Below are 22,806 nucleotides of genomic sequence, written 5' to 3'. Positions count from 1 at the left end.
GGCCGGTGCAACACCTGACCCTTCTCCCCCGTCTTAACCGGGACGGACGAGAGAGGACACTGACCCGTGGACGACGACCCACGCTTCGAGGACTTCGCCGGCGACCGCGCCGACGCGTTGCTCCGGTACGGCTACGTGCTGACCGGCAACCCGCACGACGCCGCCGACCTGGTCCAGGAGGCCCTCGTACGGTTGCGGGGGTCGTGGCCGAAAGTCCGGCGCAAGCAGGACCCGGAGGCTTACGTCCGCACCACGATGACCCGGCTGCACATCAACGCCTGGCGCAGGCGAAGACGCGAGCATCTCACCTGGGACCCTCCCGAGCCGGCGAGCGCCGACGACCCCTTCGCCAGGTCCGACGACGACGCCGAGCTGTGGGAGCTGCTGGCGGCGCTGCCCCGGCGGCAGCGGGCCGTGCTGGTGCTCCGCTACTACGAGGACCGGACCGACGCCGAGATCGCGGAGATCCTCGGCATCTCGCGTGGCACCGTGCGCAGCCAGGCCTCCCGGGCCCTGGACAAGCTGCGCTCCCCCGTCGCGACCGCCTCGCCCGCCAACGGGAGCACCCGATGACCGACCTCGAAGACGCCCTGACCCGTACGCTGGCCCGCGCCGCCACCCGGGCGCCGGCCGCCCGGCCCGATCTTCTCGGCCGGGTCGCCGCCCGGCACGCCGAGCGGCGCCGGCGCGGCCTCGCGGCCATCGCGGTCGCCGCCGCCGTCGCCGTCGCGGTCGTGGCGGGGTCGACGGTCACGCTCGTCCGGCTCACGGCCGGGCCGGACCTTCCCGTCACGAGGCCGTCCCCGACCACGGGGACCGGCATGCCGCCGGCGATCACGAAGGTGTGGCCGAAGGCCGTGCGCACCGCCCCCGAGAAGCTGCCCAACGGGCGGTACCTCTACCCGCAGCTCCTCCTGGACGACCACACGCTGCTGGCGACGACCCTCAAGGACGACCACGCCGACCGCCTCGACGGCCTGTGGACGTACGACATGAACACCGGCGAGGCGGGCAGGCTCGCACGGGTGACCACCCCGCCGGGGACCTCGGTCACCGCTTCCTACCTGTCCATCGGCGACGGGCACATCGGGTGGTGGACCTACCGCAGGGAGGGCGGGCACCAGGTCGTCCGGATCTGGACGGTCCCGGTGACGGGCGGCACGCCGCGCCAGGTGGCCGTCCTGCGGGACGCCGGTGCGACCGGGATCGACATGGCGATCGGGGACGGCAAGGTGGTCTGGTCGGTGTGGGGGAAGGACGGCGTCCACCAGGTGCCCCTCGACGGGAAGAGGCCGGCGCTGGTTCCCGGCACGGAAAAGTATTACCTGTTCCAGTGGCCCTGGGCGTCCTATCCGCGGGTCCACGAGAACGAGCCCTTCGACGTGCCCATCGGCGAGCACCTGCTCGACCTGCGGACGGGCAGGACCGTCGGCGCGGTCACCAGGCCGGGTGAGCGGGGCGTCGTCTGCGCGATCACGTGGTGCCTGACGGGGCGGACCGCGAGACATCGTGACGGGTCGGGGGAACGCGCTCTGCCTGGGCAGGCCATGCCGTCGCAGAACATCCCCCTCCTCGACCGTTTCCTGATGCTGGAGCGGCGGGCCGGTACGACGCGCGGAGGCGTGGTGCTCTACGACCTCACCTCCGGGCGCTCGGCCGACCTCGGGATCCGGAGCGACAAGCGGGGGGCGATGGCCATCCCGACCTTCGACCACCGCCTACCCGGCATGTTCAGCTACCGGCTCGGCGGGAGGTTCGTCATCGTGAACCTGGCCGCCATCGACTAGGTCAGACGGGTGGGGCGTCGGTCGGGGTGGGGGGTGGCAGGGACGGGGAGGGTTCGGGGGACTCGCCGTCGCCCCATTCGGGGAGCTGGCTGATGCTCACCGTCGGCTTGGGGGACCTGGTGGGGCTGCGGGTGGGTTCAGGGTTCCTGGTCGGCTTGCACGGCTTCTCCTTGCCGCGCTTGTTCGTGCAGGTCTCTGGGTCGTCCTGGGCCGGCGGCGGCGGGGTGGTGCGCTTGGGCGTCGGCGAGGGCATCCGCGTCTGCCATGGCGCGTCCGGCACGGGCGTCTCGCCACCGGGGTCGCTGGGGCGGGTCATCGCGATGCTCGGGGTCGGCGTGAACCCGGACGGGATCTGGCCGGGCCCGGAGGTCGGGCTCCCGCTCCTGACGCCCGCGACCGTGGGCCCTGAGGTGTTGAGCACCTCGACCGGGACCCGGGAGCCCTCGATCGGCACCACCACCGGGATCCGGCCGGGCCGGTCCGCGCTCGGGTCGACCCGGGTGCCCCCGGAGCCCGCCGCCACGACGGTCAGCGCGGCGATCGACACCGTGGCCAGGGCCGCGTAGCCGGCGTGCGAGGCGTGACCGCGCCGCCGCGCCGCCCGGCGCCCCGAACGAGCCCCCGTGGTGGCCTGGCCGTCGGCGAGCGCGCCGCCGGTGGCGTCCGCGAGCCGCAGGCGCCCGGCCCCCACGGGGTAGGGGACGGGGACCCAGATCTCCTCAAGGACGGCCGAGACGGCCTCCCGCTGGTCCCAGGCCGGGTCCACTCCCCCGGCGCGCAGCAGCCAGGACAGCAGGGCGGCTGCGTCCGGCCGCTGTCCCGGCTCCTTGGCCAGCGCCGCCGAGACGGGGTCCCACAGCAGTTTGGGCACCGACGCCAGGCGGGGCTGTTCCACCAGGATGCGCCGGGTGAGCACGTCGGCCTCGCCCGTGCCGAACGGGTGGTGGCCGGTCGCGGCGTAGGCGACCAGGCACCCCCAGGCGAACACGTCGGAGGCGGGGATCGCCGGGCCGCCGACGAGCCGCTCGGGCGCCACCCACCCGGGGCTGCCCATGACCTGGCCCGCCTGGGTGTGCGCGACGGCCGCGTCCACGTCCCTGGCGATGCCGAAGTCGATGATCCTCGGCCCGCGCGGGGACAGCAGGATGTTGCCGGGCTTGAGGTCGCGGTGGACGAAGCCGGCCTCGTGGATCGCGACCAGCGCCGCGGCCGCGCCGAGCGCCACGCCGTAGGCGAGGTCGGGGGTGAGCGGGCCGCGCCCGGAGACGACCTGGGACAGGGACGGCCCGGGGATGTGCTCGGTGACGAGGTAGGGGCGGTCGCGGTCGGTGCCGTCCTCGAGGACCGGGGCGGTGCAGAACGGCACCACGCGCCGGGAGAACGCGACCTCCTCGGCGAACCGCGCCCGCAGGGTCGGGTCGGCGAGATGGACGGCGTGCGGGGTCTTGAGCGCGACCAGACCGCCCTCCGGGCGCTCGGCGAGGTACACCACGCCCATCCCACCGGCGCCGAGCCGGCCGAGCAGAAGGTAGCGCCCGATGATCACCGGGTCGCCGACCGTCAGCGGCCGAACGCCTGGAGGCATCCCGCTGGGGACGCCTGCTCCGCCACGTGCCATCCGGAGGTGACCTCTCTAAGAGGAGTACAGCACAGGTAACTGTGTCGCTCCCGAAGGTCATTCGGCGACAACTAGTTCGAAGTGGCATGGGAGGTAAGGCGAATCATCCCTGGAGGTAAGGAACGGCAGTGTCTTATGTGACTGGATGGGCGATTGTGACCGAGGGGCCACTCTCCGCACACGGCCGCCGTCTCGCCGCCCGTGCCCGTTCAGCCGCCGCCGGTGCCTGTTTCCGAGGCGGTCAGGCCGCCGCCGAACCGGATTCGGGGTTCGCCGCCGAGGCCTGGAGGTCCCCCGGGACGGCCGGGGCGGGGACCAGGCCGGCCGCCGGCGCCGTGGAGGCGGCAGCCGGATCGGCCGCCGCGACGGCGTCCAGGAACCGCTGGATGTGGCCGAAGACGAGCCGGGCCTCGGGCAGGATGTCCGCCAGGATGGCGAACACGTGCGGCATGCGGTGCCACTCCTCGTAGGTGACCCGCACCCCCGCGCCCCGGGCCCGGGCGGCGACGCGGCGGCCCTCGTCCCGCAGCACCTCGGTGGACCCGGTGACGACCATCAGCGGCGGCAGGCCGGTGTAGTCGCCGTACACCGGCGAGACCAGCGGGTCGCGCGGGTCGAGCCCCGCGGTCCACCTGCGGGCGAGCCAGTCGACCCGGCTCGCGGTCAGCATCGGGTCGGCCCACCGGTTGGCCCGGCGCCCGCCGTCCGACAGATCGGCCCACGGCGACAGGCAGACCGCGGCGGCCGGCTCAGGCAGGCCTCGGTCGCGCAGCGCCAGCAGCGTGGCCAGGGTGAGGTGGCCGCCGGCCGAGTCGCCGGCGAGCAGGATGTCGCAGGCCCGGTAGCCCTTGTCCAGCAGGCCCTGGTAGGCGCCGAGGGCGTCGGCGAGCGACTGGGCGAGCGAGTGGGCCGGGCCCTGGCGGTAGTCCAGGGCCAGCACGGGACGCCGGGCGGCGGCCGACAGCCGCCAGGTGATCGGCCGGTGCGTCGCCGGGGAGCAGAAGAAGTAGCCGCCGCCGTGGAAGTAGAGCAGCACCTTGTCCTCGTCCAGGTCCGCTCCGGCGCGGACCCACTCAGAGCCGCACGGGTCGGCGTCCTCCTTGACGATGGAGACGCCGGCCGGGGCGGGCAGGGGGAGCCGCTCCCCCATGGCCACCAGCCGGGACACCAGGGACATGACGGCGGTGTGCCGGAGCAGGAGGGCCGACATGGGCTTGGTCGTGCCGCGCATCAGGCCGTTGAAGACGCTGGCCCGCCAGCTCATCGGGTACGCGGGGTGCACGTCCACATCGATGTCCTGCCGCATGCGAGCCTCCACGAGCAGCCCTTGCCTCCGCTTGTGCTATCTACCAGCACCTATACCCCGGTTTACATGCCTGTTACACACTTTGTACAGGGTTGACGGAAACATTTGACCTGGTAGGGGGCGTGGAGGGCTCGCCGTGGGGGTCGGCCCGTGGCCCGTCGCGGGCGTCGGCCCTGGCTCGTCGCGGGGCCGGCCGTGGGGCTCGTCGCGGGGTCAGCCGACGTTGCGGCGGATCTCCCCGAGGAAGCGGACGAGCTGCTCGCGTTCGGCCGGGTCCAAAGTGCGCAGGGCACGCTCGCTGAGCCGGGTCATCTCCTCGGCGATCACGCTCTCCAGCGCGTGCCCGCGCTCGGTCAGCCGGAGCCGCACCAGGCGCGCGTCGGTGGGGTGGGGTTCGCGGCGCAGCAGGCCGGCGGACTCCATGCGGGTGGTGGCCCGGGTGACGGTGGGCGTGGCCAGCTCCAGCCGCCGGGCGATCTCACCGGGGGCGAGCCCGTCGGTGTCCCACAGGCACTGCAGGATGAACTGCTGGCCCGCCCGCACGCCGTGGCGGTTGTACGCCGCCTCGGCCGCCACGGCCATCGCCCGCTTCGCCGTCCAGAAGGCGGTCTGGAACTCGTCCGTCACCGCGCGCCCCCTTCCCCGGTCACCCTTCGCGCATGTGTGCGCAAGGTACCAGGAACGCCGCGGGACCCCGGCGGTGGTCGCCCGCGCGTGAAAAATATCGGCGGCGCCGGGGCGCGGATGACTAGGATGCCTATCCCGTCTCCTCTGGAGGTGCCCGACCTTCCCTCTCTACTTCACCGTCTTCAGGTACGGCTTCCGCCGGCACGCCACCTACCGGGCGTCCGCCTACGCCGGGGCGTTCACCAACACCGTCTTCGGCGTACTCCGCGCCTACGTCCTGATCGCGTTGTGGGAGGCCAGACCGGGCCTCGCCGGGTACGACGTGGTCGACGCGATCACCTTCTGCTTCCTCACCCAGGCGTTCATCGGTCCCATGGAGGTGTTCGGCGGCGGTCTTGACCTCGCCCAGCGCGTCCGCACCGGTGACGTCGCCCTCGACCTGGTCCGCCCCGCGTCCCTGCAGTTCTGGACCATGGCCGACGACCTCGGCAGGGCCGCGTTCCTGTTCTTCGCCAGAAGCGTCCCGCCGACGGTGGCCGGGGCGCTGATCTTCGGCATCCGGGTGCCCGCCGACCCGGTCACCTGGGCCGCGTTCCTGGCCTCGATGGTCCTCGGGATCATGGTCAGCTTCGGCCTGCGCTACCTGGTGGCGCTGTCGACCTGCTGGCTCGTGGACGACCGTGGCCTGCAGTCCATGTCGCTGGTCATGACGACCTTCTTCAGCGGCATGGTGGTGCCCCTGGTCATCCTCCCGGGGTGGCTCGCCACGGTGGCGCAGGCGCTGCCGTGGTCGGCGATGGTGCAGGTGCCGGCCGACGTGTTCCTCGGCAAGCGCGACCCGCTCGGGGCCCTCGCCTTCCAGGCGGCCTGGGTGGCGGTGGTGCTCGGCGCCGGCGCCCTGGTCACCCGCTCGGCCCGCCGCAAGGTGGTGATCCAGGGTGGCTGACCTTCGCCCCGGACGCGAAGCGGGGTGCGCGTGATCGAGATGACCAGGGTCTACGTCCTGCTGGTGGTCACCTGGATCCGGGCCGCCGCCCAGTACCCGGTGTCGATGACGCTGCTCACCGCCGGCTCGTTCCTGGTCACCGGCCTCGACATGGCGGCCATCGCGGTGATCTTCTCGCACGTCGGCTCGCTCGGCGGCTTCACCCTGCCCGAGGTGATGTTCCTGTACGGCGCGTCGGGCATGTCGTTCGCGCTGGCCGACCTGCTGTTCGGCAACGTCGACCGGCTCGGCCAGCACGTCAAGGCCGGCACCTTCGACGCGATGCTGATCCGGCCGGTCAGCCCCTTCGTGCAGATCGCGGTCGAGCGGTTCTCCTTCCAGCGTCTCGGGCGCGTGGCGCAAGCGGCGACGGTGCTCGCCATCGGCCTCGCCCACCTCCACGTGCCGTGGCAGCGCCTGTGGATGATCCCGGTGATGGTGGTCTGCGGCATCGTGGTGTTCACCGCCATCTGGACCATCGGCAGCTCGATCCAGTTCACCCTGACCGACGCCGGGGAGGTGGGCCACGCCTTCACCTACGGGGGCGGGCAGCTCACGCAGTACCCCCTGAGCGTCTACGGTGCCGACCTGGTGCGCGCGGTCACCTTCATCGTGCCGCTGGCCTTCGTCAACTGGCAGCCGGGGCTGTACGTGCTCGACCGGCCCGACCCGCTCGGGCTGCCGTACTGGCTGCGCTTCCTCGCGCCGGCCGCCGCGCTCGTGCTCGCCTGCGTGGCCGCGCTCGCCTGGCGCTCGGGGCTGCGCCGCTACCGTTCCACGGGGAGTTGACCAGATGATCGAACTCGACGGCGTCGGCCGCACGTTCACCGTCCGCGCGCGCACCGGGCGGCTGCGCCGGGACACGCGGGTCGTGCACGCCGTGCGCGACCTGTCCTTCGAGGTGGCGGCCGGGGAGTTCGTCGGCTACCTCGGCCCGAACGGCGCGGGCAAGTCCACGACGATCAAGATGCTGACCGGGATCCTCACGCCGACCAGCGGGCGCATCCAGGTGGCCGGCCTGGACCCCTCCCGGCGGCGCACGACGCTGGCCCGGCGCATCGGCGTGGTGTTCGGGCAGCGGACGACGCTGTGGTGGGACCTGCCGTTGCGGGACAGCTTCACCCTGATCCGGCACCTTTACAAAGTAGATCAAAAGGTACATCAGAGTCGGCTGGCCGAGCTGTGCGAGGTGCTGGAGCTGGGCGGGTTCCTGGACAAACCCGTCCGCCAGCTCAGCCTGGGGCAGCGCATGCGGGGCGACATCGCGGCGGCGCTGCTGCACGACCCGCCGGTGCTGGTGCTCGACGAGCCGACCATCGGGCTGGACGTGGTGAGCAAGGCGGCGGTGCGGGACTTCCTGCGCGGGCTGAACGCCGAGCGGGGCACGACGGTGCTGCTCACCACGCACGACCTCGGGGACATCGAGCGGCTCTGCCGGCGCGTCATGCTGATCGACCACGGCAGCCTGGCCTTCGACGGGACCGTCGAGGACCTGCGGGCCACCGCCCCCGAGGGCGCGTCGATCGAGGAGGTCGTCACCCGGCTGTACACGCGGCAGGCCGGGTGACGGTGGCGGGCTAGTAGTAGCCGCGGGAGGTGTCGGGGGCCTCCTCCTCGTACACCTCTTCCAGCTCCTGCTGGCGCCCGGCCCACCGGGAGGGCATCAGGACCGGGACGAACAGGGCGATGCCCAGCATCGCGAAGATCCCCCGGCCCAGCAGGTCCTGCATGCCCCTGCCCGCCTGGACGATCATCGGGTTCATCGCGGGGTCGACCGGCGCCAGGCCGAGCGCGCGGTTGGTGTCGAGCGCGTAGATCACCGTCCACGCCAGCAGCGCCATCGAGGGGACGAACGTCGCGAGCGGCGAGACGCGCCCGGCGACGACCAGGCCGAGCACGAGGCCCGCGAGGAGCATGGCGCCGAGTCCGATCAGGGCCTTGGAGTCGTTGATCGGGTCGACCGTGGCACCGCCCGCCAGTCCCCTGACCGCGTCCTGCGAGGCCCAGCCCGCCCCGGCCAGCAGGACCGCCGTCACCACCACGCCGATCAGCAACCCGAGAAAGTGCCGCATGGTCACCACCTCGCCCCTCAGAGAACCAGCGAACGCGGCAACAGTAGCGACAAAACCCCTAAAGCGGCAGACGTCACAACGAGGCGGTAGAAATACGAAGCGTGCCGCGGGACAGGTGGTCCCCGGGCGTGAAACGATGTGGGACGTCATGCGTGCCCGCCTCCCCCTGCGCCTCACGCGTTCGGCCGCCTTCACGGTCGTCTGCGTGACGCTCGCCGTGCTCGGCCACCGCGCCGCGGGCGGGTCGGGCCCGGCGACCTGGACGGTCGCGGCCGGCGCGGTCGCGGTGAGCGTCCTCACGGTCCTGCTCGCCGGGCGCGAGCGGTCGCCGCAGACCGTCATCGCCTTCCTCGTCGGCACTCAGGTGCTGCTGCACCAGCTCTTCGGCCTGTCGGGGGTCACCGGCTCCCCCCTCGGCGTCCACCTCTCGCACGGGCAGGGGCTCGGCGCCGACATCGGCATGGTGGTCGCCCACCTCACCGCCACGCTGATCACCGGCTGGTGGCTGGCGCGCGGCGAAGCCGCCCTGTGGTCGCTGGTGCGCGGGCTCGGCGCGCTCGCGATGAGCCGGCTGCGCCACCTGGTGGTGCTGCTCGACGACGAGGGCGTGTCCGGTCCTGGGCGCCCGGTCGCCCGCGCGCCCCGCCGCCTCGGGCTCGGCCGGGCCCGGCGGGAACTCCGCCACACGGTCAGCAGGCGCGGTCCTCCGCTTCCCGCCGCCTTCTGACACCCCGCGAGCCGCCGCCGTCCGGTGGCGCGCCGTCTCTCACGCGCGCCCACGGCGCCCGCTCGCGCCTTCCCGGCCTACCCGGCCTTCCCCCTTGCACGAAGTGGAGATCCCCGATGTCGTTCCGCTCCGCCGGCCGCCGCGTGGCCGCCGTCACCGCCGGTGCCGTGGCCCTGACCCTCGGCCTGGCCATGCCCGCGCTCGCCCACGTCACCATCAACCCCGGGACCGCGGAGAAGGGCGGGTTCACCAAGGTGGCCTTCCGCGTCCCGAACGAGCGGGACAAGGACTCGACCACCAAGCTCGTGGTCGACCTCCCCATCGACCACCCGCTCCCGTTCGTGTCGGTCCGCCCGGTGCCCGGCTGGGACGTCAAGGTCACGCAGAGCAAGCTGCCCAAACCCGTCGCCTCCAAGTACGGCGAGATCACCGAGGCCGTCACGAAGATCACGTGGAGCGGCGGGAAGATCGCGCCGGGGCAGTTCCAGGAGTTCGAGGTGTCGATGGGGTTCATGCCCGAGGACACCGACCAGCTCGTGTTCCCCGCGACCCAGACCTACTCCGGGGGTGAGGTCGTGAAGTGGGCCGACGAGCCGAAGGCCGACGGTTCCGAGGCCGAGCACCCCGCGCCGACGCTCAAGCTGGTCGCCCCGGCGGCCGGGGAGGGCGACGAGCACATGGCGGGCACGCCCTCGGCGAGCCCGGCCGCGGCGGCGGCGCCCACGATGGCGGTCAAGGCCCAGGGCGACGAGGCGGCGGAGGGCGCGATGTCCGGCTCCGACGGCACCGCGCGGCTGCTGGCCGGCGTCGGCATCGCCGTCGGCGTGGCGGGCGTCGCGACCGGCGTCGCCGGCCTGCGCCGCGGACGCCGCGCCCCGCAGGACTGACCCACCCCGGGGCCCGGGCCATCGGCGCCCGGGCCCGCAGGACCGGCCCGCCGCGCCGGCCCGGATGTCATCCGCGGCCGGGCTCCGCGGGACCGTGTGGCGATGTCAGCTGGTGATGTCGCGACCGGAGAACCGGGCCCAGGCGATCGAGCCGAAGATGAGCGCGTAGGCGCCGAAGACGAGCAGTCCCTGGACCATCACGTCGGCCGCGATCGGGTCGCGCAGCGCGCCGTCGAACGAGCTCCACCACGACGTCAGCAGCCACGGCCGCAGGGGCTCGAGCTGCGGGATCAGGCCGAAGACCTGCGAGAACACCACGGTCACCATCGTGCCCGCGACCGCGCCGATCGGCACCTCGGTCAGCGTCGAGATGGCCAGGCCGACGGTGCCGAGCGCCGCCATGCCCGCCGCGCTGTACCCGGTGACGATCAGGACGCGCAGCAGGCCGTCGGCGAGCGGGATCGTCGACCCCGACAGCAGCGTGACCGGGCCGACGGGGAACAGGATCGAGCCGGTGACCAGCGCGGCGACGGCGACGACCGAGCACGCGGCCAGCGCGAAGACGCTCACGTTGGCGAACTTCACCGCAAGCAGCCGGCCGCGCCCGGCGGGGGCTGTCAGCAGGTAACGCAGGGTGCCGCCGTTGGCCTCGCCGGCGATCGCGTCGCCCGCCACCACCGACACGGCCAGCGGCAGCAGGAGCTGGACCAGCAGCGTCAGCGCGGCGAAGGTGAGCATCAGCCCGTTGCCGGCGACCTGGGTGATGATCGAGGGGGCGTCGTCGTCCCCGCCCACCACGCGCAGGACGACGCCGATCAGCACCGGGACGAAGGCGAGCACGACGAGCATCGCGATGTTGCGCGGCCTGCGGAAGGTGAGCCCGAGCTCCGACCCCAGCATCCGCAGCGCTGCCCGCCCCGGCCCCCGCCTCCTCACGGCCACCGCCCCGGCGCCCTGGCCGCGAGCCGCTCCCTTTCCCGTCCCGGCGCCTTGCCCGGCGCGCGGTTCGGTGTCCCGCCCGGCGTCCTGGTAGGCGCGCGGTTCGGTGTCCCGCCCGGCGCCCTCGCCGGCGGGCCGTTCCATGTCCTGGGCGGCGCGCGGTTCCGGTTCGCGGCCGGGGTCCTGGGCGGACGGGCCCGGCGGGCCGTCGGCGGGCGCGGTGGTGGCGGACGTCTCAACCGTCGACATCGAATCCCTCCCCTGTCAGTCCCACGAACAGCTCTTCGAGGCTGGGCCGCTGGACGCCGAACCCGCGCACGGCCACCCCGTCCGCGACGAGCTCCGCGACCACGCGTTCCGGCTCGACGTCGCCGAGCTCGGCCGTGACCTCGCCGTCCTCGGCGCGCACACCGGCCAGCCCGAGCCGGTCCAGCACGAACACCGCCTGGGCGGTGTGCGGGCTCTCCACGCGGACGCGCGGGGCGTGACCGGCCCGCAGCCCGGCGATCGGCCCCTGGGCGACCAGGCGGCCGGTGCTCATCACCCCGACGTGGGTGCACATCTGCTCGACCTCGGTCAGCAGGTGGGAGGACACGAAGACGGTGGTGCCCTCGGCGGCGACGTCCTTGATGAGCGTCCGCACCTCCCGGGTGCCCTGCGGGTCGAGCCCGTTGGTCGGCTCGTCCAGCACCAGCAGCTCGCGCGGGCCGAGGAGCGCCCCGGCGATCGCGAGGCGCTGGCGCATGCCCAGGGAGTAGGCCCGGTACCGCTTCTTCGCCGCCGCGCCGAGCCCGACCTTGTCGAGCGCGGCGCCGACGCGGGCGCCGGCGGTGCGGGGGTCGGCCATGGGGTCGGCGGCGTCGTACCGGCGCAGGTTGGCCTCGCCCGACAGGTACGGGTAGAAGGCGGGGCCCTCGACCAGGGCGCCGACCTTCGGCAGGGCGGTGGCGAGCCCGGCGGGCATCGGCTGCCCGAGCACCTCGCAACCCCCGCTGGTCGGGGACATCAGGCCGAGCAGCATCCGGATGGTGGTGGTCTTGCCCGACCCGTTGGGGCCGAGGAAGCCGAACACCGAGCCGCGCGGCACGGCGAGATGGAGATCGTCGACGGCGACCTGCCCGCCGCGGAAGCGCTTGGTGAGCCCGGTGGAGACGATCGAGCAGTCTTCGGGGGCGGCCGTGGGAAGGCCCGCCCGAGGGGGCGCCGTCCCCGGCGCCCCCTCCCCCGTCATCGTCGGTGTCACTTGTGGCCGGCCGCCTCGGCCAGCGCCTCGGGCGTGACCGCGCCGACCAGCAGCCTGCCGTCGTCGGTCACCAGCGCCGAGACCAGCTTGCTCTGGATGACCCGGCCGCTCCCCCAGGGCCCGGAGACCTGCTTGGCGGACTTCAGCAGGGAGTCGATGACCTGCGCCGGGTCGCCGCTCCCCCGGTCGCGCCGCTCGCCGGTGGCGGGCTTGGACAGGTCGGTGAGCGAGAACGGCACCTCGGCGACGGTGGCCCAGCCGGTGCCGAACGTGCGGACCTTGCCCGCGTTCTTCTCCATGGCCTCCTGGCCGGGGGTCTTGCCGGCGCCGAACGGGCCGCCGGCGTCCTCCTCGCCGAGGGTCTTCCGCTCGACCTTGGCGCCGGCCGGCGGGGTGAAGGCGAAGTTCTCCTCGGCGGGCGCCGAGAACGACACCTGGGTGAAGCCGACCTCGAAGGCGGGCTCGGCGGCGCCCTTGGCGAAGACCTGGACGCGCAGCGGGATGTGGTTCTCGCCGTCGAGCGCGACCTTGACCTCCTTGACCAGGGACGAGGAGTCCTTGGGCGTCAGGACGATCTGGTAGGCGGCGCGGCCCGCGATGTGCTGGCCGTTCTCGACGGCGACCGAGGTGCTCGCGTCCGCCGCCTCGAGCACCTTGGCGGCCACGTCGGCGGGCGTCGTCGCGCCGGGCGGCGTCGGGTGGGCGGGCCGCCTGTCGGCCGGGGTCCCCTGCTTCAGCGTGTAGGCGGTGGCGGTGTTGGTGTCGCTGCGCCACACCCAGGCCTCGCCCTTGCCGGTGGCGATGACGTCGGTCTCGCTCATCGGGCCGGGCAGCGCCAGCCGCATGCGGCCGTCGCCGCCGTACCAGACCTTGAGCGTGTGGGATCCGGACAGCAGGGACAGCGGCGAGCTGCTCGACCCGCCGGGGATGGGCAGGGACGGCAGCCCGAGCGAGGCGGTCTCCACGACGGTGCCCGACATCGCGGGCGGCGCCGTGTCGCGTGCCGCCTTGGCGAGGTCGGTGAGCAGCTGCTCCGCGGTACGGTCGGGCAGGGCGGGGTCCCCCTGGGCGGCGGCGATCACCGGGCCCGCGCCGACCGCGGCGCCCACCACGGCGACGGCGGCGATCGGTACCCCCCACCTCACGGCGCGTGCTCTTCTCGACTGGGGCGACATGTCACTCCTCAACGGTATGTCCTGGCGATCCGATATCCGCAGACTGCCGTGTTCCGCCTGTGCCGAAGCTGAGACGACCTGAGAGGTCTCTCAGGCTGGAGGCGTTCTCGCAGGCGGCGGGGCGTCCGTACGGGCCGGGGCCTCTCAGGCGGGTCTCAGCCGGGACAGGCCAAGATGGGGGGACACACTCGCTGGGGGGAGTCCGGATGCGCGTGCTCGTCGTCGAGGACGAGAGGCGGATGGCCGCCGCGCTGCGGCGCGGGCTGCAGGCCGAGGGGTTCGCGGTCGACCTGGCCCACGACGGCGAGGACGGCCTGCACCTCGCCAGGGAGGGCGACTACGACGTGGTCGTGCTCGACATCATGCTGCCCCGGCTCTCGGGGTACAACGTGTGCAAGCGGCTGCGGGCCGAGGAGAACTGGGTGCCGATCCTGATGCTGTCGGCCAAGGACGGCGAGTACGACCTCGCCGACGGGCTGGACCTGGGCGCCGACGACTACCTCACCAAGCCCTTCTCCTACGTCGTGCTGGTGGCCCGCCTGCGGGCCCTGATGCGGCGCGGCGCCCGCCGCCGTCCCGCGAAGCTGCGGTCGGGCGACCTGACCCTGGACCCGGCGGGCCGCTCGGTCAGCCGGGGGGACGTCGCGATCGAGCTGACGCCGCGCGAGTTCGGGCTCCTCGAGTTCCTGCTCCGGCGTCCCGGGGAGGTCGTGTCCAAGACCGAGATCCTGGAGCACGTCTGGGACACCTACGACACCGACCCGAACGTCGTCGAGGTCTACGTGGGCTACCTGCGCAGGAAGATCGACGTCCCGTTCGGGCGCAACTCCGTGCAGACCGTGCGCGGGGCGGGGTACCGGCTGGCCGGCGATGGCGGCTGACCCACCGGGCCCGGACGGGCACGAGCGATCGGCGCGAGGCCCGGACGGGCACGACCGGCCGGCGGTGGCGGCCGTGGCGCCGGGGCGGGCGGGGCCGCTGGTCTGGTGGCGGCGCAAGAGCCTGCGCTTCCGGCTGACCGCGACCGCCTCGGCGGTCCTCGCGCTCGCGCTCGCGGCGGCCGCGTGGATCCTGGTCGGCGCGCTCGGCCGCGCGCTGATCTCCTCGACCGACGAGCTGGCGTACCAGCGGGCCAGGGAGGTGGTCGCCCTCGCCGACGACGGGCGGCTGTACGACCCGATCGCGGTGTCGGACGGCACGATCATCCAGGTGCTCGACGCGCGCGAGCGCATCACCCACATCACCCTCGGCGGCGACCGCCTGGTCCCGCTGGTGAGCGCCCGCGAACGCGCGTCCGAGCCGCCGGACGGCCGGGGACGGTTCGTGGACGGCGGCCCCTACGGCATCCCCGGCCCGCTGCGCGTCGTCGTCCTGCGCGCCGACCACGGCCGCACGGTGATCGCCGCGCGCTCGTTCAAGGACGTCGCCGACAGCCTCACCACGACCGTGCACACGCTGGTCATCGGCACGCCGGTGCTGCTGGTCCTGCTCGGCGCCGCGAGCTGGCTGATCATCGGCCGCACTCTGCGGCCGATCGACGAGCTGCGGCGCGGCGCGGCGGAGATCAGCGGGACGGCCAGGGAGCGGCGGCTGCCGGTGCCCGAGGCGCGCGACGAGGTGCACGAGCTGGCCACCACGCTGAACGACATGCTCGCCCGGCTGGAGGCGGCCGGTGCCTCGCAGCGCGCCCTGGTCTCCGACGCCGCCCACGAGCTGCGCAGCCCGCTGGCCAGCATCCGCCTGCAACTGGAGGTCGCGCTCGGCCACCCCGAGGGGCAGGAGTGGCGCGAGACCGCCGAGGGCGTCCTTGAGGACACGCTGCGCCTCAGCCGGCTGGCCGAGGGCCTGCTCACCCTGGCGCGTCTCGACGAGCGCCGCCGCCCGGCCAGGCGCGAGCCCGTCGACCTCGGCGAGCTGGTCGGCGCGACGGCCGGGCGGTACGACGGGACCGTGGTGAAACTCGCGGCGGCCGAGCCCGCCGTGGTCGAGGGCGACGCGATGGACCTGGGCCGGGTGCTGGTGAACCTGCTGGACAACGCGGTGCGGCACGCCGGCGCCCACGTCGGGCTCGAACTGCGCGCGACGGCGTCGGATGCGGTGATCACGGTCACCGACGACGGGCCGGGGATCCCCGAGGCCGACAGGGAACGGGTGTTCAACCGGTTCACCCGCCTGGACAGCGCGCGCAGCCGCGACGAGGGCGGGGCGGGGCTCGGACTGGCGATCGTCCGCGAGACCGTGCGCGCGCACGGCGGCTCGGTCCACCTGGAGGACGCCTCCCCCGGCCTGCGCGCGGTCGTCCGTCTCCCCCTGGCCCGCGCCTGATCACCCTCACCTCCGCGCGCCCGTCCGGCTCCCCCTGCACCTGCCGGCCCTCGTCCACCCGTGACGTGACAGGGGTGCGGCGGCGCCCGGCATGGGTGGGGAGGCGTGGTAATGTCCCTCGCCGATTCCGTACGGCGTGCCGGGGCGCCGGACACGCCCGCTCACGGGACGGCGCCCCGTGCCCGCCCGTGTCGCAAGGGAGAACCGCGTGCTTCCCGAGAACGGCCGCCCGGCCGACGAGCTCCTCGCCGAGATCGCCCGGCTGCGGCGTGACGACCTGCAGGTGCGCGGCGGCAAGGTCACCGCCTACGTGTACGACACCGGACGCCCCGAGGTGCACGACGCGGCGGCCCGCGCGTACTTCGAGATGCTCGAGGTGAACACGCTGGACCCGACCGCGTTCCCGAGCATCGTGGCGATGGAGAAGCAGGTCGTCGGGGCGGTGGCGGAGCTGCTGGGCGGCGGCCCGCGCACCCCGGGCATCTTCACCAGCGGAGGCACCGAGTCGATCATGCTGGCGGTGAAGGCGGCCAGGGACGCCCGCCCGATGGCGGGCAGGCCGAACATCGTGGTGCCGGTGACCGCGCACCCGGCGTTCCACAAGGCCGCGCACTACCTCGGCGTCGAGGTGCTGCCGGTGGCCGTCGACCCGGTGACGTTCCGCGCCGACCCCGGGGCGGTGGCGGCGGCGATCACCCCGGCGACCGTGCTGGTCGTGGTGTCGGCCCCCTCCTACCCGCAGGGCGTGATCGACCCGGTGGCCGAGATCGCGGCGCTGTCGGCCGCGCGCGGGGTGCTGTGCCACGTGGACGCCTGCGTCGGCGGCTGGCTGCTGCCGTGGCTCGCGGACGCCGGAGCTCAGGTGCCGCCCTTCGACCTGTCGGTGCCCGGCGTCACCTCCCTGTCGTGCGACCTGCACAAGTTCGGGTACGCGCCCAAGGGCGCCTCGGTCGTGCTGTTCACCGACCCCGCGCTGCGCCGCGCCGCGTACTTCGCCTCGGCGGCCTGGCCGGGGTACACGATCATCAACGCCACCGTGCAGAGCTCGAAGTCGGCGGGGCCGCTGGGCGGGGCGTGGGCGACGCTCAACGCCCTCGGCCGCGAGGGCTACCGCGAGCTGGCCCGCAGCACCCTGGAGGCCACCCGCAAGCTCGTCGCGGGCATCGGCGGCATCCCGGGGCTGCGGGTGCTGGGCGAGCCGGAGTCGTCGCTGGTCGCGTTCACCGGCGACGACGAGGTGGACGTGTTCGTGCTGTCGGACGAGGCGCGCAAGCTGGGCTGGTTCCTGCAGCCGCAGCTCTCGTACGCGGGCATCCCCGCGAACCTGCACATCACGGTCACCGGGGTCACGCTGGCCGGGGTGGACGCGATGCTGGAGGTGATCGCCGCGTCGGCCGAGGCCGCCAGGGAACGGGGCCCGGCGAAGGTCCCCGACGGGCTGGCCGAGATCCTGGCCACGCTCGACCTCGACGCGCTGGACGACGCGACGTTCACGGAGCTGGCGGCGTCGGTGGGCATCGAGCTGGGCGGCGGGGGGCAGCCGGAGATGGCGGTGGTCAACGCGGTGCTCGACGCGCTGCCGGCCGAGACCCGCGAGGCGATCCTCATCAGGTTCCTGTCGGTCATCTACACCTGACCGCCTCCGCTCGGGCGGGCTCCGGCGAGCGCGAGCGTCCCGCAGACCGTGCGCGGGGCGGGTGTGCCGTGGACGGGCCTGGGGCGGGCGTGCCGGAGACGGGCCGGGGCGGGGCGGGCGTGCCGCGGTTCAGGCGTCCCGGAGGCGGCCGACGGTGGCGAGGGCGGAGCGGGCCGAGGCGGCGTCGTGGACCCGGAAGACCCGCGCCCCCTGCCACGCCGACACCGCGAGCGTGGCCAGGGTGCCGGCCTGGCGCTCGTCCACGGGGAGCCCGCCGAGCGTCTCCCCGACGAAGTCCTTGTTGGAGACGGCGACCAGCACCGGCCAGCCGGTGGCGACCATCTCCGAGAGCCTGCGGCTGACCTCCAGGGAGTGCCAGGTGTTCTTGCCGAAGTCGTGCGCCGGGTCGATGAGGATCGCGTCCTCGCGCACGCCGGCCCGCACGGCCCGCCCGGCCAGGCCGGTGGTGTGGGCGATCACGTCGGCCACCACGTCGTCGTAGGCGACGCGGTGCGGCCGGGTCCTCGGGGTGGCGCCGCCGGCGTGGGCGCACACCAGCCCGATGCCGTGCTCGGCGGCGACGGCGGCGAGGGCGGGATCGGGCCCGCCCCAGGTGTCGTTCAGCAGGTCGGCGCCGGCGCGGGCGACCACGTCGCCCACCTCGGCCCGCCAGGTGTCCACGCTGATCACCAGGTCGGGATGGGCCAGGCGCACCTCGGCCACCAGGCCCGCGACCCTGCGGATCTCCTCGGCGGCGTCCACGGTCTCACCCGGACCGGCCTTCACCCCGCCGATGTCCACGATGTCGGCCCCGGCGCGGGCGGCCTCATCGACGGCGGCGAGCGCGGCGTCGAAGCCGTAGGTCCTGCCCCGGTCGTAGAACGAGTCGGGCGTGCGGTTGACGACGGCCATTACGGCGAATTCGCCTGGCCGGAACTCGCGGTCGCGCAGGCGCAGAGTATGCATCGCCGCAAGCGTACGCCAGCGTCGCCGTACGAGCGCCGATGCCGTTGGACAGATGCTCCCAAGCTACGGGAACGCTCCAAAACGGCTCAGACCGCTGATTTGCTCTCGGCCACGGTCAGGAAATCCTGCGCCATTCCCGGTAGTCGCTTGCGCGCGTGCACGAGCGCGATGATCCGGCGCAGCGGTGGGTCGAGGGAGCGGACCACCAGCCCGGCCTTGACGGCCTGGTCGGCCATCCCCCGGTAACCGAGCAGGGACGCCGAGGCGGCCCGGATCGTGTTCAGCCAGCCGCCGCGCTCGTCGGTCTCTGCGGCCACGACGGGCCGCACGCCGTAGGTGGCGAAGAGCTGGTCGAACTCCCGGCGGCGCGCGCTTCCCGGCATCGGCAGGACGAGCCGCATGCCGTTCAGGCGGATCATCGGGATCGACTCGGGGAGGTCGAGGCCGAGGGGCGAGATCAGCACGATCTCCTGGCGCTCCAGCGGGTGACTGACCAGGTCGGCGGGCACCGGCAGGTCGGTCAGCCCGAGATCGGCGCGCTGCTCCCTGATGGCGTTCACGACCCCGTCGCGGCCGTCGCACCGGACGATCTGCACGCGCACCCCCGGATGCTCGGAGACGTACGCGGGCAGCAGGCGGCCGGCCAGGCCGGGCTCCAGGGTCGGGGGCGAGGCGATGCGCAGCTCGGTCGCACCCGTGTGGGTGTGCGTGGCGAGCGCCTCGATCTCGTGGACGGCGTCGAGCGCTTCCTTGGCGAGTTTCACCACGCGGCGTCCCTGCGCCGTCACGACCACTCCCCTGCCCGAACGGGCGAAGAGGGTCATGCCGAGTTCGCGTTCCAGATCGCGGATCGCGCGGGAGAGCGCGGGCTGCGCGATGTACAGGGATCTGGCCGCGTCGGTCATGGTGCGGTGCTCCGCAGTGGCGACCACATAACGGAGCTGCTGCAGATTCATGGGATCGAAGCTAGGGCAGACGGGTGCGGCGATTCCGGAACATCGCAGAGATCACCTTGGATGATTTCAGAATGTAACCATATACGGCTACTTCAGTGACTACAGAGAAATGAGTACAGTTCTGCCCAAAATGGTGAACAATGTGGATCTTGTGACTGGGGAGCACGGCTCGGCCTTTTGGGGCCGGGAAGGGGGCGCACGTTATGGCTACCAACGGACGGAATCTTCCACCGCCGCCGCCTCCGCCGGGGGGACGCCACCCCTATCCGCCGCCGCAGGATCCCGGTAATAACGGTCCCTTACCGTCCGCCGCGCCACCGTACCCGCCCCGGGGACCGCAGCAGCCGCCCCCGGGCTACCCGCCCCAGGGCAACCCGCCGCCCGGACGTCAGCCCTACCCGGGACAGGGCCCCGCCAACCCGTATCCAGGACAGGGCCCCGCGCAGCCGTACCCGCCGCAGGGCGCTCCGCAGCCGTACGCGCCGCAACAGGGGCCGGGGCAGCCCTACCGGCAGCCGTACCCGCCCTCGCAGGCCCCGGGACGGCCCCCGCAGGGGCAGCCGTACCCGGCCCCGCCGCCGCCGGGCGGCCAGGCGCCCGCGCCCTACCCGCCGCCCGGGCCCGGCTGGGGCGGGCCGCCGGGGACGTACGGGCCGCCGGGGCACCTGGCCCCGAACTGGCGGCCCCCGAAGCGCAAGTCGGGGGCCGGCGCGGTGATCGGCGGGATCCTCGGGGTGCTCGCCGCCGTGTTCGTCCTGCTGATCGTCGGCTCGGCGGCGCTGCGCAGTGCCAAGCACTCCGACCCGGTGTCGCCCGTGGCGATCCCGACGTACCAGCCGCCGAGCTACGAACCGAACACGCCGCCCCCGCTGCCCACCTACTCCTCCGGACCGGAGACCACGACCTCCACGGCGCCCCAGACCTCGCGGACGCCGGACACGACCACGACCACGCGGGCCGACACGAGCAACCAGACGACCACGACCCGGCCGGCGCTGAACAGGACCCTGACCGGGAACACGGTCTACAAGGCGGGGACGCTGCCGCGCCTGCCCTGCCGGGCGAGCGCGACGAACATCTACAACGACGCCCAGCTGAAGGCGCTGATCCTCAAGACCGGGCAGTGCATGAGCCGGACGTGGGCCCCGGCGCTGCGCCGGGTCGGCATCGCCTTCTCCCAGCCGGGGTACGCGATCACGGCGCGGGGCGGGCGCGGCGCGTGCGGCGACTTCCCGCAGCGGGGCTCCATCGTGCCCTACTACTGCCCCCGCAACACCACGATCTACGCCTCGACCTCGGCGCTCTCCCGGGGCAAGGGCAACGCGCGCGGGTACGGCAGCCTGTCGAGCTGGCACGGCGCGATCATCGCCATGATGGCCCACGAGTATGGCCACCACGTCCAGCAGCTCTCGGGGCTGGCCAACTCCTGGTGGGGCAAGACGCTGGCCTCGCGGTCGTCGAGCGGGAAGCTCGCGCTGAGCCGCAAGTACGAACTGCAGGCCAACTGCTTCAGCGGGATGTGGATGAGGTCGGTGGCCGCCAGCTACCCGATCCCGCCGGCCCGTCGCGGCAACCTGTACTACTTCTTCTCCAACGTGGGCGACTGGCCCCAGTACCCGCGCGACCACGGCAGCCCGCCCAACAGCGGGCGGTGGTTCCGGCAGGGATACGAGCGGCAGAAGGCCTACCAGTGCAACACCTGGCTGGCGCCCGCCTCCAGCACCTCCTAGCGGACGGACGTTCCCGCCCTGGTGATCACGGGTGGACGGCGCCCGGCCCGTCCGCCCGCGAACGGCCGGCACCCCTTGTCAACTGGGGCGGAATGTTAGGAGACTTGTTACCGTCCGATTCCTCAATATTGGGTTTGCGTCGGTGATGTCCATGTATGGGGGCTAGAATCCTGGAAATCCGTGAACCGCGAGGGGGCTGAGGATGGGTTTCTCCTGGTTGGCGGCTGGATTCCGACAGTCATGAGGGAGCGCTTGTGACCACGCCTCTGGGCCAGACCGTGGGGGAGGCAGCCGGAGACGGCCCGGGGGAATCGGAGAGACCCGCTCCGCGGCCGAAGACCGCCCCCGCCCCGCCCCGCTTCGCCAAGGCCCCCACCACGGCCTCGGTGATCGGGTGGACGACTCTGTCCGCACTGGTCCCAGGCGCCGCCCACTTACGGGCGGGCCGGCGGCGTGGCGGGTTCATCCTGCTCGGCGTCTTCGGCGCCGTCATCGTCTGCGGCGTCGTCCTCGCGCTCGTCCTGCGCTCCAACGTGGGGCTCGCCGCCACCAACGGCTTCCTCGTGGGAGTGACCATCGCGGCGGCCGTCGGCGCGCTCGCGTGGTTCGCCCTGGTCATCACCTCCTACGTCGCCCTGCGCCCCGACCGGCTGCCCCAGACCGGCCAGATCGTGTCAGGCGTCGTGGTCGGCATCCTGTGCGTCGGCATCATGGGACCGTTCGCCCTGACGGCGAGCAGCGTGCTGACGGCCCAGGAGACCATCAACTCGATCTTCCCGAGCGACCCGGAGCCGGGCACGACGGCCGCCCCGGTCAAGCAGGAGGACCCGTGGAACGGCCGGCGCCGGGTCAACTTCCTGCTCATCGGCGGTGACGCGGCCGGCGACCGCACGGGCGTGCGGACCGACAGCATGACCGTGGCCAGCGTCGACGTCAGGACCGGCAACGCCGTCATGTTCGGGCTGCCGCGCAACCTGCAGTTCGTCCGGTTCCCCAAGGGCGACCCGCTGGCGGCGAAGTTCCCCAACGGGTTCACCGGCGACTCCGGCCAGGGCCTGCTCAACGAGGTCTGGCAGTACTCCGAGGACCACCTCGGCAAGGGCAAGGGACCCCACGAGCTCAAGTCCGCCATCGGCTACACCCTGGGCCTGAAGGTCGACTACTACGCGATCGTCGACATGTACGGCTTCGCGGCGCTCATCGACGCGATCGGCGGCCTCAGAATCCGTGTCGAGCGCGATGTCAAGTGGGGCGGTCACTTCGGCACGGCCGGCACCATCAAGGCCGGCTACCACAAGCTCGACGGCGAGCACGTGCTCTGGTACGGGCGCTCCCGCGTCGACAGCGATGACTTCTCCCGCATGTCGCGTCAGCGCTGCGTGATGGGCGCCCTGCTCGACCAGGCCACGCCCAGCACGGTCCTGGCCAACTTCGGCAAGATCGCCAGCGCGACCCGGCACATGTTCCGCACCGACATCCCGCGCGACCTGCTGGAGCACCTGGTGCCGCTGGCCCTGAAGGTCAAGGACGCCAAGACGACCAGCCTGCAGTTCGTGCCGCCCACCATCTGGCCGGGCTCCGCGGACTGGCTGAAGATCCGCCGCCTCGCCGCGCAGGCCCTCAGGGACTCCGAGCGCACCACCAGGAGTGCCCTGGCCGCCGGCGTGACCGCCAGCCCCGGCGCGACCCCCTCCGGCTCAGGCGGCCTCCCCACCGCCGCCACCACCCCCAAAACCCCCACCGCCCTCCAAACCCCCACCCCCAACCGCCCCACCAAACCCGCCGCCAAATCCCTCGCCGAATCCTGCGGCCTCTGACCCACCACCC

Annotated in this window: 21 protein-coding genes; 12 read left to right on the top strand and 9 right to left on the bottom strand. The window is 73.3% G+C overall.

Annotated features, from left to right (window positions below):
* Positions 1-66 precede the first annotated feature (66 nt).
* Both NYZ98_RS21610 and NYZ98_RS21605 read left to right on the top strand, forming a co-directional pair.
* On the top strand, positions 67-573 hold the full coding sequence (locus NYZ98_RS21610; RefSeq protein WP_262844658.1) for a SigE family RNA polymerase sigma factor: 507 nt from the start codon (positions 67-69) through the stop codon (positions 571-573).
* A complete protein-coding gene (locus tag NYZ98_RS21605; RefSeq protein ID WP_262844657.1) occupies positions 570-1,787 on the top strand; it encodes a TolB-like translocation protein in 1,218 nt (405 codons plus the stop codon). The genes NYZ98_RS21610 and NYZ98_RS21605 overlap by 4 nt, the downstream gene beginning before the upstream one ends.
* A 1-nt stretch (position 1,788) precedes the next feature.
* Here the strand turns inward: NYZ98_RS21605 and NYZ98_RS21600 are convergent, their stop codons facing one another.
* From NYZ98_RS21600 to NYZ98_RS21590, 3 genes are all read right to left on the bottom strand, one after another.
* The gene (locus NYZ98_RS21600; RefSeq protein WP_262844656.1) at positions 1,789-3,372 is read right to left on the bottom strand and encodes a serine/threonine protein kinase; all 1,584 of its coding nucleotides are present in this window, start codon (positions 3,370-3,372) and stop codon (positions 1,789-1,791) included.
* Between the two features lie 274 nt (positions 3,373-3,646).
* Entirely contained in the window at positions 3,647-4,711 is a 1,065-nt protein-coding gene (locus NYZ98_RS21595) for an alpha/beta hydrolase fold domain-containing protein (protein ID WP_316249589.1), read from the bottom strand.
* Between the two features lie 213 nt (positions 4,712-4,924).
* A complete protein-coding gene (locus NYZ98_RS21590; RefSeq protein ID WP_262844655.1) occupies positions 4,925-5,338 on the bottom strand; it encodes a MarR family winged helix-turn-helix transcriptional regulator in 414 nt (137 codons plus the stop codon).
* Between the two features lie 286 nt (positions 5,339-5,624).
* Between NYZ98_RS21590 and NYZ98_RS21585 the strand changes: the two genes are divergently transcribed.
* The 3 genes from NYZ98_RS21585 to NYZ98_RS21575 are packed head-to-tail and all read left to right on the top strand — an operon-like array spanning position 5,625 to position 7,890.
* Positions 5,625-6,284: an ABC transporter permease gene (locus NYZ98_RS21585; protein ID WP_316249588.1), complete on the top strand. Its 660-nt coding sequence runs from the start codon at positions 5,625-5,627 to the stop codon at positions 6,282-6,284.
* A gap of 39 nt (positions 6,285-6,323) precedes the next feature.
* Positions 6,324-7,112 (top strand): ABC transporter permease, encoded by a 789-nt coding sequence (locus NYZ98_RS21580; protein WP_262844682.1) that lies wholly within the window; start codon positions 6,324-6,326, stop codon positions 7,110-7,112.
* A gap of 4 nt (positions 7,113-7,116) precedes the next feature.
* On the top strand, positions 7,117-7,890 hold the full coding sequence (locus NYZ98_RS21575) for an ABC transporter ATP-binding protein (protein WP_262844654.1): 774 nt from the start codon (positions 7,117-7,119) through the stop codon (positions 7,888-7,890).
* A gap of 10 nt (positions 7,891-7,900) precedes the next feature.
* Here NYZ98_RS21575 and NYZ98_RS21570 read toward each other — a convergent pair whose 3' ends face one another.
* Entirely contained in the window at positions 7,901-8,395 is a 495-nt protein-coding gene (locus NYZ98_RS21570; protein ID WP_262844653.1) for a hypothetical protein, read from the bottom strand.
* Positions 8,396-8,543: 148 nt separating this feature from the next.
* Here NYZ98_RS21570 and NYZ98_RS21565 point away from each other — a divergent pair, with 148 nt between their 5' ends.
* Both NYZ98_RS21565 and NYZ98_RS21560 read left to right on the top strand, forming a co-directional pair.
* The gene (locus NYZ98_RS21565) at positions 8,544-9,122 is read left to right on the top strand and encodes an MFS transporter (RefSeq protein WP_262844652.1); all 579 of its coding nucleotides are present in this window, start codon (positions 8,544-8,546) and stop codon (positions 9,120-9,122) included.
* 116 nt (positions 9,123-9,238) lie between these two features.
* A complete protein-coding gene (locus tag NYZ98_RS21560) occupies positions 9,239-10,009 on the top strand; it encodes a YcnI family copper-binding membrane protein (RefSeq protein ID WP_262844651.1) in 771 nt (256 codons plus the stop codon).
* A 105-nt stretch (positions 10,010-10,114) separates the two neighbouring features.
* Here NYZ98_RS21560 and NYZ98_RS21555 read toward each other — a convergent pair whose 3' ends face one another.
* The 3 genes from NYZ98_RS21555 to NYZ98_RS21545 are packed head-to-tail and all read right to left on the bottom strand — an operon-like array spanning position 10,115 to position 13,336.
* A complete protein-coding gene (locus NYZ98_RS21555) occupies positions 10,115-11,197 on the bottom strand; it encodes an ABC transporter permease (protein WP_262844650.1) in 1,083 nt (360 codons plus the stop codon).
* Positions 11,184-12,191 (bottom strand): ABC transporter ATP-binding protein, encoded by a 1,008-nt coding sequence (locus NYZ98_RS21550; RefSeq protein WP_262844649.1) that lies wholly within the window; start codon positions 12,189-12,191, stop codon positions 11,184-11,186. Before NYZ98_RS21550 ends, NYZ98_RS21555 begins: the two co-directional genes overlap by 14 nt.
* Positions 12,188-13,336 carry a LolA family protein gene (locus NYZ98_RS21545; protein WP_262844648.1) on the bottom strand — a complete coding sequence of 383 codons (1,149 nt, stop codon included), beginning with the start codon at positions 13,334-13,336 and terminating at the stop codon, positions 12,188-12,190. The genes NYZ98_RS21550 and NYZ98_RS21545 overlap by 4 nt, the downstream gene beginning before the upstream one ends.
* A 236-nt stretch (positions 13,337-13,572) precedes the next feature.
* Here NYZ98_RS21545 and NYZ98_RS21540 point away from each other — a divergent pair, with 236 nt between their 5' ends.
* The 3 genes from NYZ98_RS21540 to NYZ98_RS21530 all read left to right on the top strand — a co-directional run bounded on the left by NYZ98_RS21540 (position 13,573) and on the right by NYZ98_RS21530 (position 17,327).
* Positions 13,573-14,247 (top strand): response regulator transcription factor, encoded by a 675-nt coding sequence (locus NYZ98_RS21540; protein ID WP_262844647.1) that lies wholly within the window; start codon positions 13,573-13,575, stop codon positions 14,245-14,247.
* Positions 14,237-15,691 (top strand): sensor histidine kinase, encoded by a 1,455-nt coding sequence (locus NYZ98_RS21535; protein WP_262844646.1) that lies wholly within the window; start codon positions 14,237-14,239, stop codon positions 15,689-15,691. The genes NYZ98_RS21540 and NYZ98_RS21535 overlap by 11 nt, the downstream gene beginning before the upstream one ends.
* Before the next feature lie 208 nt (positions 15,692-15,899).
* A complete protein-coding gene (locus tag NYZ98_RS21530; protein WP_262844645.1) occupies positions 15,900-17,327 on the top strand; it encodes a pyridoxal phosphate-dependent decarboxylase family protein in 1,428 nt (475 codons plus the stop codon).
* A gap of 129 nt (positions 17,328-17,456) precedes the next feature.
* Here NYZ98_RS21530 and folP read toward each other — a convergent pair whose 3' ends face one another.
* Together folP and NYZ98_RS21520 are read right to left on the bottom strand one after the other, a co-directional pair.
* The gene (folP, locus tag NYZ98_RS21525) at positions 17,457-18,293 is read right to left on the bottom strand and encodes a dihydropteroate synthase (protein WP_262844644.1); all 837 of its coding nucleotides are present in this window, start codon (positions 18,291-18,293) and stop codon (positions 17,457-17,459) included.
* Positions 18,294-18,379: 86 nt separating this feature from the next.
* The gene (locus NYZ98_RS21520) at positions 18,380-19,249 is read right to left on the bottom strand and encodes a LysR family transcriptional regulator (protein WP_262844643.1); all 870 of its coding nucleotides are present in this window, start codon (positions 19,247-19,249) and stop codon (positions 18,380-18,382) included.
* A 203-nt stretch (positions 19,250-19,452) separates the two neighbouring features.
* On the opposite strand from NYZ98_RS21520, the gene NYZ98_RS21515 reads away from it, so the two are divergent.
* Together NYZ98_RS21515 and NYZ98_RS21510 are read left to right on the top strand one after the other, a co-directional pair.
* Positions 19,453-20,979 carry a neutral zinc metallopeptidase gene (locus NYZ98_RS21515; RefSeq protein ID WP_262844642.1) on the top strand — a complete coding sequence of 509 codons (1,527 nt, stop codon included), beginning with the start codon at positions 19,453-19,455 and terminating at the stop codon, positions 20,977-20,979.
* A gap of 254 nt (positions 20,980-21,233) precedes the next feature.
* Positions 21,234-22,796 (top strand): LCP family protein, encoded by a 1,563-nt coding sequence (locus NYZ98_RS21510; RefSeq protein ID WP_262844641.1) that lies wholly within the window; start codon positions 21,234-21,236, stop codon positions 22,794-22,796.
* Positions 22,797-22,806 lie beyond the last annotated feature (10 nt).

Origin of the sequence: Sphaerisporangium corydalis (genome assembly GCF_025506355.1) — a bacterium.
Classification (GTDB): domain Bacteria; phylum Actinomycetota; class Actinomycetes; order Streptosporangiales; family Streptosporangiaceae; genus Sphaerisporangium; species Sphaerisporangium corydalis.
Note: the sequence above shows the minus strand (reverse complement) of the source record. Positions and strands in the feature narration are given on the sequence as shown.